We start from the raw sequence: 14,777 nt of genomic DNA on the forward strand, positions 1-14,777 counted from the left end.
GTCACTGCGGCGGGCCAAGCGCGAATTCGCGGTGGAATATCTCCAGGTTCAAAAGCGCCCATATCAGTTTTTCGTGGTCCGCGGCGCGCTCGGCGTGCTCCCTGACAATCTGGTCCAGCTTCTTGGCGCTCAAATAGCTACGGATGACCGAATGGGACGAACACAGATGGTCCCGTACATAATCGCTCATCGGCCCGCGGAACCATTCGGCGACGGGCACCTTGAAGCCGATCTTTGGGCGGTTGAGGACCTCGTCGGGAACCATGCCGGCCATGCAGTCGCGCAGGATCTGTTTGCTGTGCAGGAGGCCCAGCCTGTAACGATCGGGCAGTTGGCTGACGAAGGAAACCAGATCGCGATCAAGGAATGGCATTCGCCCCTCGATTGAACCGGCCATCATCACTCGGTCGCCCCGTTCCAAGAGGTTGTCGGGCAACCACGATGTCTGATCAAAAAACAACACACGGCGCAGATGAGATTCCGTCACACTCGAAGAGAACGGGAAATCGTTGCAGTCATGGCCGCAAGTGGCCAACCCACCGAGGAGCGAATCGCGTTCCCGCGCCGTCATGGCTCCAAACCAGGAGATCATCCGGGTGGCAAAGTCCCGTTCACCCGCGCTTCGGGCAAATGTATCGAACTTGGCCGATGGGCCGGGCAATGCGCGCATCAAAGGGGCGAGGAGATTGTTGTGAAGCGACGCTGGAACAAGTGACCGGTAGACACCCGCCAGAGACTCTGCGCGATGTTTGGGGTAGCCGCCGAGAATCTCGTCCGCACCTTCGCCCGTAAGCACCATCTTGACGTCCCGCGAGGCTCGAACCGACATCAGGTAAATTGGAATGTCCGTACTTTGTGAAACAGGTGCCCCCCGATGGCGGACCATCTTGGGCAGATGATTCATCAGGTCATCCGCCTGGATGACGATTTCGCAATGATCGGTCTTGAAATGATCGGCGACGCGCCGGGCGAATGGAAGCTCGCTGTAAGCCTGTTCGCTGAAACCGACCGAAAACGTACGAATGGGGTTGTCGCTGTGCCTGGTCATCAGGGCAACGATTGCCGACGAGTCGAGGCCCCCGGACAGAAAGGCGCCAAACGGCGCATCACTGCGCATCCTGATCTCGACAGAACGGTCGAGCAATTCCAGAAATCGCCGCTTGGCGGTTCCTGGATCGATATCCGCTGTCAGATCGGTCTGATCCGGGGGCGCATAGTAGCGCGTTTCCGTTACTTCCCCTTGCGACCACACAGCGTAGCTTCCCGGGTTGAGCTTGCGGATCTGTTTGAAAAGCGTCCGCGGTCCAGGCACGTAACGCCAGGTCAGATACTCGCGCACTCCATCCAGATCGAGCTGCTGGCCATCTGGCTGCGCAGACAACAACGCGCTGATCTCCGAGGCAAACGACAGCAAATTTCTGCCTTGCATGAGGTAAAGGGGTTTTTTTCCAAAGGGGTCGCGAGCGAGGATCAATTCGCGCCGTTGAGCGTCCCACAGCGCAAAAGCGAACATCCCGCTCAATCGGTCGAACATGGCCAGGCGCCACTGGTCATAAGCCCTGAGCAGCACTTCCGTGTCGGAGCGTGTGCGAAAACGGTGACCGAGACCGATCAACTCCTCACGCAGCTCGATGTAGTTGTATATTTCGCCGTTGAAAATAATCCGGAGCCGTCCGTCCTCGGTCTGCATCGGCTGATTTGAATCGGCGTTTAAGTCAATAATCGCCAGGCGGCGATGCACCAATGCCAACTGGTCCTCGCCTGTATTCAGGTCCAGGAGTTCGATGCCTTCGGCATCGGGACCACGATGCTGCAAGGCATTCGACATCCCGGCGGCCCGATCTTGTGGCTTCTCGACCCTGCGCCCAATCCAGCCGGCAATTCCGCACATTCTTTCCCTTGGCCCTCTTTCCCTTGTTTGCGTCTGATTGAGGACACCAATCTACAGCGAATATATTAAATAGCTGCTCGGTGGAGTGATTTTAAAACTGAGCCTGATTTGGTTCGATCAGGCCCTCTCGGCTGCAACTGGAGGCGACAGTCCTTGGGTTTCACGCGATTGATCGCCAGCAACCAGGCAGACCGCTCGAACCGATCCTGACCCGATGACGAGTCATGGCAGGCCCAGTGCCCGCAACATATCCCAGTCCGGGATCGCAGGCCCCTTGGGTTGGATAACACTCATTCCGTAAGGATTGGAGAATTCCCAGGCCGACCACGGCATCGCGAAGCGTTCCGCCTCTCTGCGCACTGCCATGAGATAGCGCAGGCGATCAGCATCGAAAGCTCCCATGCGGCCATCCGCAGACATCAAGATAACGCCGAATTCGCCCACGAACAGGCGTCGGCTCGCTATGCCATGGGCTTCAGCCCAGTCGACCGCCTGACGGAAACCCGCTTCGAGCTGGCTCTGCCCCCAATTCTGCTCAAAGTATCGGGCGATCGTTTCACGCGCCGAGGCCATGTTCATGACCTCTTCGATCTGGCTCAAGCCGGCGGCGTCCATCTGCGCCTTGAGGGTTTCGGCGACCACTTCGGGCGTGCTGGCGTCGGCAGGCCAGGGAAGGCCGGAGGAGAAAGCGTTCTTGTCATCGGCCCGCTGGTGCGTGAAGCTGTGCGGATCATACATGTGGAAGCTGTAATAGACGTTGAGGTCGTCGAAGTTGGGGTCCAGGTTGACCAGTCCGGCGATGCTCCCGCCGCAGGCGCCGGTCGCGACGATGGTGAGTTCGCTGCTGAGGGCGCGAATATCGCGAACCGTGCCTGCCATGATCCGCTGCCAGTCATCGCTGCCGCTTGAATCGCAAGGGTAGTAGGCGGGCTCGTTATAGGGCTCGAGGGCGACCTTGTCGGCGCCAATTTTGATCAGCATGGTAGCCACCGCCACTACCATTTTGCGATAGCGGGCAACACCCTCGCTGTCGGCCCCGCCATAGATCATTTCCATGCTGTAGGCCGGAACGTGGCTGACGCCATGCAGATCGAAAACCACCTTGAGCCCGCTTGAAACGACCCGCTGCACCGCAGCGGCAAGCATGTCCAGCGCCTGTTGTCGTTTGGCGCCCTCGCTGGCAAGCAGAGGGCCAGGGTCGACACTCAGCCGGACAAAGTCGAAGCCCATGGATCGAATGCGATCAAACTGGTCGCCGTCCGGCCAATCGGTGAGCGGCCTGCCGCCCGCAAGCCATTCCTTCTCGCTGCGATAGGGCGGCCATTTGTAGGAACCATCTTTCTCCACCGGCGACCAGTTGAGCCATTCATGGACGCCGACGCCGCGCTCAAGCGGGATCGGCGCCGCCTCGGCTGACATAGCCATGCCAAGCGCGCACGCTATGACGTAGACAACTTTTCTCATCGCAAAACTCCGCGTCATGGTCGAAGATATTAACCGCGGGAACGGAAAAGAGGATGCCGCCACACGCTTTTTCGACGGGATGGTGTATGAGGATCAAAATCTTGGCGGAGCGCGGATGAGGGTCGGGTGGTATTTCAACCGATTGCGCAGCATGGAGTTGGCCGAGATATTGCATCGGTTGGACGAGCAGCGCCGGAGGACCGTTTCGCGCCGCCGCGACGACGGCTGGCAGCGCTATGCGTCGCCGCAGTTGCACCCGGTGCTGCACGGATTGCGGAATGCTGTGCCGGCCGCTGCGACACCAGCCCAGCGGCAAGCTATTGAGGCGGCTGCGCAAAACACTCTTCGGGGCCAGTTTTCAGCACTTGGGCAGACCTGGCCACAGCGAGACCCCTATACTCTCTTTCCACCCGAGCTCTGGCGCCTTGATCCGGTGACCGGCCGGCTTTGGCCGGGCCCCGAGACCCATACTTTCGATATAGATTTTCGCCATGCCACCGACCGTGGCGATGTAAAATATGTTTGGGAAATGAACCGGCTGCAGCAACTGCCGCCACTGGCTGCCCATCTGCTTCTCACCGGCGATGATCAATCCCGTGCGGCCATCGAGGCGGCGATCGAGAGCTGGCATTTCGCCAACCCACCATTTCGGGGCGTTGGCTGGGCCTCGGGCATCGAGGTCGCGCTACGAGCCATCAGCCTGATTGTCACGCTCGACCTCGTCGGCGACCGGCTTGGCGCGGCGACACGAGAAAAAGTCGGTGAAATACTGGCGGCAAGCGCCTATTGGCTGCCGCGGTTTCCCTCCCGGTTTTCGTCCGCCAACAACCATCTCGTCGCGGAACTGGCTGGCGAATATCTGATCGGTCTGGCTTTCGGGGACGAGGTAGCTCGCGAGTCGCTCCTGGCCGAGGTGCTCAAACAGATCCTGGCCGATGGCGCCGGGGCCGAGCAGACCCCGACCTACGCCGCCTTCAGTGCCGAGCTTTTCCTGCTGTGCGCTGCGGCGGCGCGCCAGGCCGGACTGCCTTTTCCCCAGCCCGTCGAAGCGCGTTTGGCCGCTTTCGCCAATTTCGCAGGCTGGCTCCCGCCGAAAACCAACGGCTTCGGCGACAATGATGAAGGCCGCGTGATCACGCTGGGGGGCGAAACCGATTATGTCGGATCGGTCGCGGCCGCCATCCGTGGTTTTCTACGGATGCCGGGCAGCGCACCGGAGCCTGGCGATTTTCGTGCGCTTTTCTTCGGCGCGCCACCGCGGCCGGCGCCGGTGCCGAATGGATTGCATACATTCACGCAAGGCGGGCTCTCCGTCTGGCGCGGCGAGATGAATGGTCGCAACGTCCATCTGACATACGACCACGGCCCGCTGGGCTACCTTTCGATAGCGGCGCACGGTCATGCCGACGCGCTGTCGCTCACCCTGTGCATTGACGGCGATCCGGTGCTGGTCGACCCCGGCACATGGCTCTATGGTTCGGGGGGAGGCTGGCGCGACTGGTTCCGCTCGACGCCGGCGCACAACACGCTGAACCTAGAGGGTAAAAGCCAAAGCATCATCTCCGGGGCGTTCAACTGGTCGCACAAGGCGGTTGCGACATTGGTGGAGAGCGAGCCGGGGCCGCACTGGAGGCTGTGTGCCCGACATGACGGGTACAAAGGCCGCTTCGGCGTTGTGCATCAACGCGCCGTGACACGCGATGGCGACGGCATCCTCGTGACCGACCAACTGCTCGGCGGCAGCCGCGTCGCTGAGATCGTCTTCCAACTCGCCGCCGACCTCCACGCCAACAGGGATGGAAACATTGTCACGATATTGCGCGGCGCTGAACCTTTGATGACTATCCACTTTCCAGACGCAGCGATCCACATCCGTTCCGGCGGCGACACACCGGGCCAGGGCGGCTGGGTTTCGCCGCGTTTTGGTGCAAGGCAGCCAGCCGAACGCCTCGCATGGCGTGGCCAAGTAGGCGAAAAGGGAGTAGTCATCCGGCTCGCGCCAAGTCCGCCGCAGACCCGATAACGGGCAGGTTGCAGGCGCAGCGTTCGACATTAATTACGTTCAGATATTTAGCGGTTTTGACACCGTTGATCTGCTAATTTGGCCATGATTGTTCTGCCAGTCGCATCCCGATACACAGTTGCGGGCAGCATATGATGGGCCTGGCAATATGTGCTTCGCGACGAGCCGGATCACCATTTCACCACCTAGGAGCCACTGCATCGATGTTTTCGGAATTCGCCAGAGTGATCGTGGAAAAACTCTCACACATCGATCTGCTGACACTCGGTCTCTTGTTGCTCACGGCGCTGGGGAGCGCGGTGGTCGCCTACTGGCGAACGGTCGAACAGAAATCCTTCCGGGACTTTTTCGACTTCGCCTTTCCCGCGGAAGTCATCATGCACCCATCGGCGCGAGCGGACGCATTGTTCTGGATCACGAAAAGGCTGGTGATGCCCTTCCTGCTCATTCCCGCCGGTGTCACCTTCGTTGCCGCCACGGGATATGCAACAAACCAGGCAGTCGGCTGGCTCTTCAGCATCTCGCAACCGCTGATACCCGGCCCCGCCGGCCCAGTGACGATCATCCTCTTCACCGCAACCATGCTCGTTGCTTACGATATCTCCTACTACCTATATCACGTTGCCCAGCACCGTTTCCCGTTCCTGTGGGAATTGCACAAGGTGCATCATTCGGCCGAAGTGATGGTTGGGATCACCAAGGACCGGGTTCACCCCCTGGACGATCTGATGAACCGGATCTGGGACGGCGTCATACCGGGGATCAGTTTCGGCTTGTGGAGCCTGATTGCGCTTGATCCGGTCGAGATCGCCATATTTGGCATCAACGTCTATGTCATTCGCAACATTCTCATGATGGACTTTGTTCGCCACACGCATCTGAAGATTTCCTTCGGCCGGTTGAACGGCGTCATCTTGTGTCCGCATTGGCACCAGGTGCATCACAGTGTCGACCCTCGCCACTACGACAAGAATTTCGGGCTACTTTTTTCATTCTGGGATCGCATATTCGGAACGCAGTTCATCCCGGATCCGGACGAAGACCTCAAGTTTGGACTGATAGATCGCGACGTACGCGACTATCAGTCGCTTTTCGGACTTTACGTGCTGCCGCTCAAGAAAATGGCAAACCATATCATGCGACTTTTTCAAAAGCGCATCGATGTCGCGCGGCCGCAGGACCGTCTCCAACCATGAACAAAATGGCTTCGATTGACGCTGTTGGTGCGGAGCGACTGGAAATCGTCAGTTCGACGGATCGCCTGGCCGCCATCGAAGCCGAATGGGTAGACCTATGGCATCGTACCCATGCACTGATCTTTCAGAGCCATGCCTGGGTTTCGGCATGGTGGAGCACCATGCGTGACCGCGACCGGCGCTCGCTGCGGATCGGCCTGGTATGGAGCGATGACAGGCTGGTCGCTGTCATTCCCCTGGCGATCGGCAGACGAAAAGGACTTCGGCTCCTCGAATGGGCCGCCAATAGCTATACGGACTATGGTGATATTCTTGTCGCGCCGGAATGCTCCCTATCGGCCCTCCAGAACCTCTGGAACCGGATCTGTTCGGCAGGTGGCTTCGATCTTGCTTTTATCAATCGTCTGTCTCCGGATGCGGCAGCCCGCAGGATTTTTACACCGGCCTCTTCCAGCGGCGTCAAGCTTCGCGCCAATCACCGGGAGGAAGTCAGTTATCGCGTCGCTGGACAGTGGGCCAGCGGAGCAGCGTGGCTGGCGGACCAGCCGAAAAAGATGCGCCAGAACTATCGGCGCGGCATCAAGATACTGGAAGAAACAGGCGAAGTGAAATTCCGCCTCCTGTCGGCCGACGAGCCGCTGCAGCCATTGCTGGAGCGACTATCGGCGCTGAAGCGCAGATGGCTGGAAAAGCACACGCGTGAATCCGACCTTTTCGAAGAGGGCGAGCCGGTTCTTGCCGCTCTGGTCGACGCGCTGTCACGCGCCGGTGTGCTGCGCATTTTCGTACTTGAATGCAATGGTGCGATGGTCGCGGTTTCCATCAACATCGTCCAGCACAACGTCATGATGGCATTCGTTACCACCTACGACCCTGATTTTAGCCGAGCGTCGCCGGGTGCGGTCCTGATTACGGAGTATATACAGTGGTCGTTTGATCACGGCTTGGGATTGGTCGATTTCCTCTGTGGCGGAGAGGCCTTCAAACATAGGTTTGCAACACAGGCCGTTACCCTCCAATCCGTTCTTGGGGCACGCACTGTGCAGGGCGCGCTCGCTTCTCTCGCTGATCGTATCTGTCAGACGATCCGCGTACGCTCACGCGGATTGGCGTCGGCGAATCCAGAGCGCCCGCCCGATGAGACTGCTTAATTTAGCTGGATAACTCGGGCAGAAGCCGCCGAGCGACACGGGCGCGCCATTCGAAAATCCGCGTCGATTGCGCCTCGGAATCGAGACCGAATGGGTCCGCAGGTCGAGATTTCAGCCAATTCTCGCAATCAAGTCTCTCGAGGCGCAGTTTGTTGTCTGCGAAGCGTCGCAACACGTTCGTTGGTGTCACAATGGCAGCAGGCTAGGTCCTAAAATCATTGAAGATTTTTTCGGACAGGGCGCCTACCATAGGTCCGCGTCTTTGCTATGATTTCAATAGCTTAAGGTAGGCTGGTAGCGGGAGAGGGACTTGAACCCCCGACCCCAGGATTATGATTCCCGTGCTCTAACCAACTGAGCTACCCCGCCAGGGCGGCGAAAGGCCCGAAATCCGCCCTAAATCGCAAGGCGTTTCGAGGCGTTCGCCAAGGTCGCGCGGATATAAGGTTGGGAGGGCGAGCCTGTCAAGCATCGATGCGCGAGGGCGCCGGCATATTGTCGCCGGTAAAAGCTTTGCCGGGCTGGCATCTCCGGTAAGCCACCGGGGTTGAGTTCGACGGGGCACGCCGCTATGTCTCGGCCAAGAAATTAGAGTTTGAAGCTGATGAAGCCGCGCATTGCAGTCCTCGGTTGCGGATACTGGGGCAGCAACCACATCCGCACCCTCAAGGCGCTCGGCGCGCTGCATGCGGTTTCCGATGCCAATCGGGCGCGGGCCGAAGGCTTTGCCAGCGAGCAGGACTGCCTGGCGATCGAGCCCGACCAGCTGTTCGTGCGTGATGATATCGACGCCATCGTCATGGCGCTGCCGCCGCAATTCCATGCCGATCTTGCCGTGCGCGCCGCTGAGGCCGGCAAGGACGTGCTGGTGGAAAAACCGATTGCGTTGACCGTGCCCGACGCCGAGCGCGCCGTGCAGGCGGCCAGGGACAATGGCCGCGTGTTCATGGTCGGCCATGTCTTGCGCTTCCATCCCGCCTTCGAGACGCTGAAGGCGCTGATCGACAATGGCGAGCTCGGCGAGGTTCGCTACATCCACTCGCACCGGCTCGGCCTCGGCAAATTCCACACCGAGAACGACGCACTGTGGGATCTGGCGCCGCACGATCTGTCGATGATCCTGGCCATCACCGGCACCGAGCCGATCGAGGTCAGGGGCGAGGGAGCGGCACTCCTCGACAATCTCAGCGATTTCGCGCATCTGCACATGCGTTTTCCCAATGGCTTGCGCAGCCACCTCTTCACCTCGCGGCTCAACCCCTATCGCGAGCGGCGGCTGACCGTGGTTGGCACCAAGGCAATGGCGGTGTTCGACGATGTCGAGCCATGGGAGCGCAAGCTGGCCGTCTACCGCCACGCGGTGTGGCAGGACAGCGGCCAGTGGGCCTTCACCACCAACGAGCCGTCCTATGTCGCGGTCGGCCAGGGGATGCCGCTGACGCGCGAGCTCGAGCACTTCATCCAGTGTATCGAGACGCGGGCCGAGCCGCGCACCAGCGGCGAGGAAGCCATCAGGGTGCTGCGCATCCTGACGGCGGGTACAGTCACGCACACAAAGTCCTGAGACCGTTTCGAAACCCTGCTCTGAAGGCAGACGGAAACTAAAACTGTCTCCGAGAGGGTAGTGTTTACTCTGCGGGAATCTGCGCCGGCCTGGCTGCGAGCCGGCTGAGCATGGCTTCGGCCTCGGCGCCGCGCTCGGAGCGCTCGATGAAGCCGCCGCCGAAGACGCGGGCTTCGTTGCCGTCGTCGGAATAGAGCACGCAGGCCTGTCCCGGCGCGATGCCGGACTCGCCGTCGACCAGTTCGACAAAGGTGCTGCCGGCGCGGTGATGCAGCACGGCCGGGCGCGGCGGCCGCGTCGAGCGCACCTTGGCGAACAGCTCCATGCCGGCGACCGGAATGTCGGACAGCGCGCGATCGCCCAGCCAGTTCATGTTGCGCAGATAGATCTTGTGCGTCTCCAGCGCCTCCCGCGGGCCGACGATGACACGAGCCCGGTCGGCGTCGAGATGGACGACGTAAAGCGGCTCGCCCGAGGCGATGCCGATGCCGCGGCGCTGGCCGATCGTATAGCGCAGGATGCCGTCATGGCGACCGAGCACGCGGCCGTCGATATGGACGATGTCGCCTGGGTTGGCGGCAGATGGCTTCAGCTTGGCGATGATGTCGGAATATTTGCCCTGCGGCACGAAGCAGATGTCCTGACTGTCCTGCTTGGCGGCAACGGTCAGCCCCATTTCTTCGGCGATGGCCCGCACCGCAGGCTTTGACAACCCACCCAGCGGAAAGCGCAGATAGTCGATCTGCGCCTGCGTGGTGGCAAACAGGAAATAGCTCTGGTCGCGGTCGGCATCGACGGGCCGGAATAGCGCGCGGTGGGCGCCATTGGCCCCGGAGCGGATATAGTGGCCGGTGGCGAGCGCATCGGCGCCAAGGTCCTTGGCGGTGGCCAAAAGGTCGGCGAACTTCACCGTCTGATTGCAAGAGACGCACGGAATGGGCGTTTCGCCGGCGACATAGCTCTCGGCGAACGGGTCGATGACCGCCTTGCGGAAGCGCTCCTCATAGTCGAGCACGTAATGCGGAATGCCCAGTGTCTCGGAAACGCGGCGGGCATCGTCAATGTCCTGGCCGGCGCAGCACGACCCGGCCCGGTGCGTTGCGGCGCCATGGTCGTAGAGCTGCAGCGTGACGCCGACGACATCATAGCCTTCGCGCTTCAAAAGGCCGGCAACGACAGACGAATCCACACCGCCCGACATGGCGACGACGATGCGGGTGTTTTGCGGGCTGGCGGGAAGGTCGAGGCTGTTCATGGTTCTTTCGTTCTGCGCGGCGCTTCAATGGCAGTGGCGCGAATATAGGTCAACCACACCGGTGGCGCCAGCTTTGCGGCGGTGCCGATTTTGCGGGAGAATCGCGCGTCTGCCCGCAGTTGCCTCAAATGCCGATAAAAAGACTAACGCGGCGTTCATGATCCTTACCTACTCATTAGGGTTCGCTTAGGCAATTTTTAAAGCTGTGGCGGTAATGTGGTGGGGATTGGGTCTTTGAGTTTTTAGTAGAGAGTACGATGACCGATCTTGTTAGACCGCGAGTCAAATATGTTATCGGGCCTGACGGCAGCCCTCTTACGATTGCCGATCTTCCGCCGACGAATACACGTCGCTGGGTTATCCGGCGCAAGGCGGAAGTGGTTGCTGCGGTGCGCGGCGGGCTTTTGAGCCTCGACGAGGCATGCCAGCGCTACAAGCTGACCACCGAGGAATTCCTGTCCTGGCAAGCGTCGATCGACGAATACGGCCTTGCCGGGCTGCGCACGACGCGCATCCAGCAATACCGGCACTAGAGCCAGGACCACAACAGAAAAGGGCGCGGTAACCGCGCCCTTTTGCCTGTCGGTAATGCCTGCTTCAGACCGTCAGCACCACCTTGCCGATCGGCCTAGTGGCGAGAAAAGCGTGCGCGGCGCCCGCCTGTTCGAGCGGAAACGCCTTTGCCACATGGACCGCAAGCTTTCCCGCATCGACCAGTTTGCCAAGTTGGACGAGGCCTTCACGGTCGGGCACGACGGACATGCGCTCGACGCGGATCCCACGCGCAGCAGCCTTGGCTCGGGTGGTGTCGTGGACATTGAGCAGCGACACCAGGACCCCACCGTCCTTCAGGACTGTCAGCGATTGGTCGGCATGGTCGCCGCCCATCGGCTCCAGCATCAGGTCGACGTCGCTGACCTCGGCGGTGAAATCTCGCTTGGTGTAGTCGACCACTTCATCGGCGCCGAGCGAGCGGACGAAATCGAGTTTCTTCGGGCTGGCGGTGGCGATGACACAAGCGCCGTGCGCCTTGGCGATCTGCACCGCCAGATGCCCGACGCCGCCGGCCGCGGCATGGATCAACACGCGCTGGCCGCGCTTCAGGCCGCCATGGCGGACAAGGCCTTGCCAGGCGGTCAGGCCGGCCAGCGGCAGCGCGCTGGCATGATTGTGGTCGATGCCTTGGGGCTTCGGTGCGATTTCATCGGCCGGCGCCACAGCGAGTTCCGCATAGGCCGCGGCCTGCTTGGGAAAATGCGGCATGCCGAACACGGCGTCACCGACCTTGAGGCCGCCATCGACGCCTGGGCCCACCGCCTCGACCGTGCCTGAAATATCCCAGCCCAAACTGAAGGGCGGTTCGCCCAGCAAAGGATAGTAACCGGCGCGCACCGAGCCATCGACCGGATTGATGCCGGCGGCATGCACGCGCACGAGCACTTCGCCTGACTTGGGCGAGGGCGCGGGGCGATCGGCGATGACGAGGACGTCGGGCCCGCCGACGGAATTCTGGATAACGGCACGCATGGGAGGCTCCTGCTGGGGTTTTCTGATCCACTATCATTTCGATAGTAACATTCCCTTGTCCAGTATGTACCTTTTCCATATATAGGCACCTCATGGATAGTGATAATGATTGCGGCTCCGGCTATGACGCCTTCCAGCGGACGTGTCCTTCGCACGCCGTGCTCGAGATGCTGGCCAGCAAATGGATCTATCTGACGGTTTGTGCGCTGCGCCGTGGCCGGATGCGCAATGGGGAACTGGCGCGCAAGCTCGAAGGCATCACGCCCAAAATGCTGACGCAGACGCTGCGCGTCCTCGAGCGCGACGGTCTGGTGCGGCGCGAAATCTTTCCGGTGATCCCGCCGCGGGTCGAATATGAATTGACCGAACTTGGCCAGAACCTGGCGGGGCTGCTCACCCAGATACGCTCCTGGTCGGAAGAGCATGTGCCTGACATCAAGCAAGCGCGGGCGAGGGCGGCGGCGAACCAGGACGGGGATTTGACACGGGCCTGAAGCTGCGGCCGCCTTGCGGCCAAGTCAGCAGCGCTGGAGCCTTTTGGTCCGGAGCAAGAAGATCGGCGTCAGGCGGCGCCGGTCGGCTCAAACTCTGCCGTCAGCCGATCATGGCGCTGCGACCGCCGAGTTCCGCGTCGCGGATCTTGGTGTCGCGCGATTCCAGCATCTCGGCCTTGGAAAGCTCCGCTTCAGCTTCGCCGAGTAATGATTCGGCAGCGCTTCGCTGCTGGGCGAGGTCGCTTTGAGAGTTTCTGAGGTTATCACGGCGCAGACGCGCCGCCTTGGCGAAGGTCGGATAGGCAAAATGATTGATGTCGGTGATGCCGGCCTTCTTCTCCTCGGCGGTGATCTGAAGCTCCAGTTCAACGGCCATGCGCTCGAACTCGGCGATCATCATGTCGAGCTGCAGCAGCTGCCGCCGCTTCTCATTCACCTGAAATTGCTTCAGCCGAACGAGGTTTTCACGTGACTTCATGATTCGGTACTCCCGGAAACGCACACCTGCACATATCGTCCAATCCGCCCGCCAGGGCCTGGCGCCGCCCGTATCCACCGGCATTCCCCGAACTATGGGAAACAAATCCCTAAAGTTTTTTGCCGGCGGTAACCATTCGTTTACGCGCATTGTTAATCATAAGGGCGAGGACTTAAGGCCGGGTAAAAATTCCGGCTCCCGATACGGAAGCCGGCCAGCGAGTCCCTTGAGTCACTTAGTCCGACTTATTAATGTGTTGCATTAGCGATTTGGTTCTGTGATTCATCATTAGATTCAAGAGGGTGTAGAAAGGGGTTAAAAAATCTGGTACCGTCCTTGGTGCGGAATTAGGTTTTGTTAACCATTCGATGGCAGCCTCTGTTCAGGCAATCACTGCTCCGGTCCCGGATGGGTCGTGACATGGTCCGGCGGCAGAAAAGGGGAATGAAATGCGCGTTCTGCTGATAGAAGACGACAGTGCAACCGCTCAGAGCATCGAGCTGATGCTCAAATCTGAAAGTTTTAATGTTTACACGACCGACCTCGGCGAAGAAGGTGTCGATCTCGGTAAACTTTATGATTACGATATCATTCTTCTCGACCTCAACCTTCCCGATATGTCCGGCTACGAAGTCTTGCGGACACTTCGCCTGTCCAAGGTGAAGACGCCGATCCTGATCCTGTCCGGCATGGCCGGTATAGAGGACAAGGTGCGCGGCCTGGGCTTCGGCGCCGACGACTATATGACCAAGCCGTTCCACAAGGACGAACTGGTCGCCCGCATTCATGCCATCGTGCGCCGTTCCAAGGGCCATGCCCAGTCGGTCATCACCACCGGCGACCTGGTGGTCAATCTCGACGCCAAGACCGTCGAAGTCGGCGGCCAGCGCGTGCATCTGACCGGCAAGGAATACCAGATGCTGGAGTTGCTCTCGCTGCGCAAGGGCACCACGCTGACCAAGGAAATGTTCCTCAACCACCTTTATGGCGGCATGGACGAACCGGAACTGAAGATCATCGACGTTTTCATTTGCAAGCTGCGCAAGAAGCTCGACGCAGCATCCGGTGGCCAGAACTACATCGAGACGGTCTGGGGTCGCGGCTATGTGCTGCGCGAGCCGGAAGACATCCGCGTCAGCGCCTGAGCGAACATCATCCAATGAATCAATGCAAAAAACCCGGCTCAGGCCGGGTTTTTTGCTGTCCTTTTTTGGCCGAAAACGAGCCGAATCAGGCGGCAACCTTCAAGGTACGAAAACGTTCGAGCAGTTGCGGCCGGTTGAACGGCTTCAACAGATAACCCTGGGCGCCGGCGCGCTTTGCCTTCATGATCGAGGCAACATCGACCTCGACCAGCGAGATCAGAATCTGCGGTTTGATCGTGCTCTCCATGGCGCGAACCTGGCGAATGACGTCGACCGCTTGCATGTCCGGCAGGGCGCCGTCGACGACAATCACATCAGGCATCTCGGCAGCGCACATCTCAACAGCATCAAGTCCAGTTGCCGCTTCGATCACCACCATGTCGGAGCCGCCAAGAATCCGTTTTGCAACCTTTCTGATGACGCTCGAATCGTCGACAAACATGCAGCGCTTCATTTCCGGGTCCTCTTTGCCATGGGGCGAACCGGCGGCATCCGGGTATCGGGATGCACACTAGGCCGATCTGGTAAAGAAGCAGAAAAGCCGTTAGGTAAAGTTTTTACAAACATGTCGTCTGCAGCCCCATTCGGC

The 14,777-nt window shown here is 60.1% G+C and carries 13 protein-coding genes and 1 tRNA gene; 7 read left to right on the plus strand and 7 right to left on the minus strand.

What is annotated here, in order from left to right:
• Position 1: 1 nt before the first annotated feature.
• Together asnB and NKJ76_RS01160 are read right to left on the minus strand one after the other, a co-directional pair.
• Positions 2–1,891, minus strand: coding sequence for an asparagine synthase (glutamine-hydrolyzing) (gene asnB, locus NKJ76_RS01155; protein WP_352536595.1), 1,890 nt, complete (start codon positions 1,889–1,891; stop codon positions 2–4).
• A 222-nt stretch (positions 1,892–2,113) separates the two neighbouring features.
• Positions 2,114–3,355 carry a glycoside hydrolase family 5 protein gene (locus NKJ76_RS01160; protein WP_352536596.1) on the minus strand — a complete coding sequence of 414 codons (1,242 nt, stop codon included), beginning with the start codon at positions 3,353–3,355 and terminating at the stop codon, positions 2,114–2,116.
• Between the two features lie 16 nt (positions 3,356–3,371).
• Between NKJ76_RS01160 and NKJ76_RS01165 the strand changes: the two genes are divergently transcribed.
• The 3 genes from NKJ76_RS01165 to NKJ76_RS01175 all read left to right on the plus strand — a co-directional run bounded on the left by NKJ76_RS01165 (position 3,372) and on the right by NKJ76_RS01175 (position 7,725).
• Positions 3,372–5,378 (plus strand): heparinase II/III family protein, encoded by a 2,007-nt coding sequence (locus tag NKJ76_RS01165; protein WP_023747193.1) that lies wholly within the window; start codon positions 3,372–3,374, stop codon positions 5,376–5,378.
• A gap of 203 nt (positions 5,379–5,581) precedes the next feature.
• Positions 5,582–6,574, plus strand: coding sequence for a sterol desaturase family protein (locus NKJ76_RS01170; protein ID WP_023747194.1), 993 nt, complete (start codon positions 5,582–5,584; stop codon positions 6,572–6,574).
• On the plus strand, positions 6,571–7,725 hold the full coding sequence (locus tag NKJ76_RS01175) for a GNAT family N-acetyltransferase (protein ID WP_352536597.1): 1,155 nt from the start codon (positions 6,571–6,573) through the stop codon (positions 7,723–7,725). The genes NKJ76_RS01170 and NKJ76_RS01175 overlap by 4 nt, the downstream gene beginning before the upstream one ends.
• Positions 7,726–8,017: 292 nt before the next feature.
• Here NKJ76_RS01175 and NKJ76_RS01180 read toward each other — a convergent pair.
• Positions 8,018–8,094: transfer RNA gene (locus NKJ76_RS01180), tRNA-Met, on the minus strand.
• A gap of 235 nt (positions 8,095–8,329) precedes the next feature.
• On the opposite strand from NKJ76_RS01180, the gene NKJ76_RS01185 reads away from it, so the two are divergent.
• Positions 8,330–9,289 (plus strand): Gfo/Idh/MocA family protein, encoded by a 960-nt coding sequence (locus tag NKJ76_RS01185; RefSeq protein ID WP_023669941.1) that lies wholly within the window; start codon positions 8,330–8,332, stop codon positions 9,287–9,289.
• Positions 9,290–9,353: 64 nt separating this feature from the next.
• On the opposite strand, the gene mnmA is transcribed toward NKJ76_RS01185, so the two are convergent.
• Positions 9,354–10,544, minus strand: a complete 1,191-nt coding sequence (mnmA, locus tag NKJ76_RS01190) for a tRNA 2-thiouridine(34) synthase MnmA (protein WP_352536598.1) — start codon at positions 10,542–10,544, stop codon at positions 9,354–9,356.
• A gap of 257 nt (positions 10,545–10,801) precedes the next feature.
• Between mnmA and sciP the strand changes: the two genes are divergently transcribed.
• Positions 10,802–11,077, plus strand: a complete 276-nt coding sequence (gene sciP, locus NKJ76_RS01195) for a CtrA inhibitor SciP (RefSeq protein ID WP_013529904.1) — start codon at positions 10,802–10,804, stop codon at positions 11,075–11,077.
• Positions 11,078–11,141: 64 nt separating this feature from the next.
• Here sciP and NKJ76_RS01200 read toward each other — a convergent pair whose 3' ends face one another.
• Positions 11,142–12,071, minus strand: a complete 930-nt coding sequence (locus tag NKJ76_RS01200) for an NADP-dependent oxidoreductase (protein ID WP_352536599.1) — start codon at positions 12,069–12,071, stop codon at positions 11,142–11,144.
• A gap of 92 nt (positions 12,072–12,163) precedes the next feature.
• On the opposite strand from NKJ76_RS01200, the gene NKJ76_RS01205 reads away from it, so the two are divergent.
• Positions 12,164–12,565: a winged helix-turn-helix transcriptional regulator gene (locus NKJ76_RS01205; RefSeq protein ID WP_023705955.1), complete on the plus strand. Its 402-nt coding sequence runs from the start codon at positions 12,164–12,166 to the stop codon at positions 12,563–12,565.
• A 100-nt stretch (positions 12,566–12,665) separates the two neighbouring features.
• On the opposite strand, the gene NKJ76_RS01210 is transcribed toward NKJ76_RS01205, so the two are convergent.
• A complete protein-coding gene (locus tag NKJ76_RS01210; RefSeq protein ID WP_023669945.1) occupies positions 12,666–13,043 on the minus strand; it encodes a flagellar export protein FliJ in 378 nt (125 codons plus the stop codon).
• A 449-nt stretch (positions 13,044–13,492) separates the two neighbouring features.
• Here NKJ76_RS01210 and ctrA point away from each other — a divergent pair, with 449 nt between their 5' ends.
• Positions 13,493–14,188 carry a response regulator transcription factor CtrA gene (gene ctrA, locus NKJ76_RS01215; protein ID WP_006203583.1) on the plus strand — a complete coding sequence of 232 codons (696 nt, stop codon included), beginning with the start codon at positions 13,493–13,495 and terminating at the stop codon, positions 14,186–14,188.
• A gap of 85 nt (positions 14,189–14,273) precedes the next feature.
• Here ctrA and NKJ76_RS01220 read toward each other — a convergent pair whose 3' ends face one another.
• Positions 14,274–14,642, minus strand: a complete 369-nt coding sequence (locus NKJ76_RS01220; RefSeq protein ID WP_023669946.1) for a response regulator transcription factor — start codon at positions 14,640–14,642, stop codon at positions 14,274–14,276.
• Positions 14,643–14,777 lie beyond the last annotated feature (135 nt).

It is taken from the genome of Mesorhizobium sp. M0029, from assembly GCF_040323735.1.
GTDB lineage: Bacteria > Pseudomonadota > Alphaproteobacteria > Rhizobiales > Rhizobiaceae > Mesorhizobium.

Coding starts and splice junctions, on each gene's coding strand:
- asnB (WP_352536595.1), bottom strand. CDS start 1,891: ATGTGCGGAATTGCCGGCTGGATTGGGCGCAGGGTCGAGAAGCCACAA.
- NKJ76_RS01160 (WP_352536596.1), bottom strand. CDS start 3,355: ATGAGAAAAGTTGTCTACGTCATAGCGTGCGCGCTTGGCATGGCTATG.
- NKJ76_RS01165 (WP_023747193.1), top strand. CDS start 3,372: ATGGTCGAAGATATTAACCGCGGGAACGGAAAAGAGGATGCCGCCACA.
- NKJ76_RS01170 (WP_023747194.1), top strand. CDS start 5,582: ATGTTTTCGGAATTCGCCAGAGTGATCGTGGAAAAACTCTCACACATC.
- NKJ76_RS01175 (WP_352536597.1), top strand. CDS start 6,571: ATGAACAAAATGGCTTCGATTGACGCTGTTGGTGCGGAGCGACTGGAA.
- NKJ76_RS01185 (WP_023669941.1), top strand. CDS start 8,330: ATGAAGCCGCGCATTGCAGTCCTCGGTTGCGGATACTGGGGCAGCAAC.
- mnmA (WP_352536598.1), bottom strand. CDS start 10,544: ATGAACAGCCTCGACCTTCCCGCCAGCCCGCAAAACACCCGCATCGTC.
- sciP (WP_013529904.1), top strand. CDS start 10,802: ATGACCGATCTTGTTAGACCGCGAGTCAAATATGTTATCGGGCCTGAC.
- NKJ76_RS01200 (WP_352536599.1), bottom strand. CDS start 12,071: ATGCGTGCCGTTATCCAGAATTCCGTCGGCGGGCCCGACGTCCTCGTC.
- NKJ76_RS01205 (WP_023705955.1), top strand. CDS start 12,164: ATGGATAGTGATAATGATTGCGGCTCCGGCTATGACGCCTTCCAGCGG.
- NKJ76_RS01210 (WP_023669945.1), bottom strand. CDS start 13,043: ATGAAGTCACGTGAAAACCTCGTTCGGCTGAAGCAATTTCAGGTGAAT.
- ctrA (WP_006203583.1), top strand. CDS start 13,493: ATGCGCGTTCTGCTGATAGAAGACGACAGTGCAACCGCTCAGAGCATC.
- NKJ76_RS01220 (WP_023669946.1), bottom strand. CDS start 14,642: ATGAAGCGCTGCATGTTTGTCGACGATTCGAGCGTCATCAGAAAGGTT.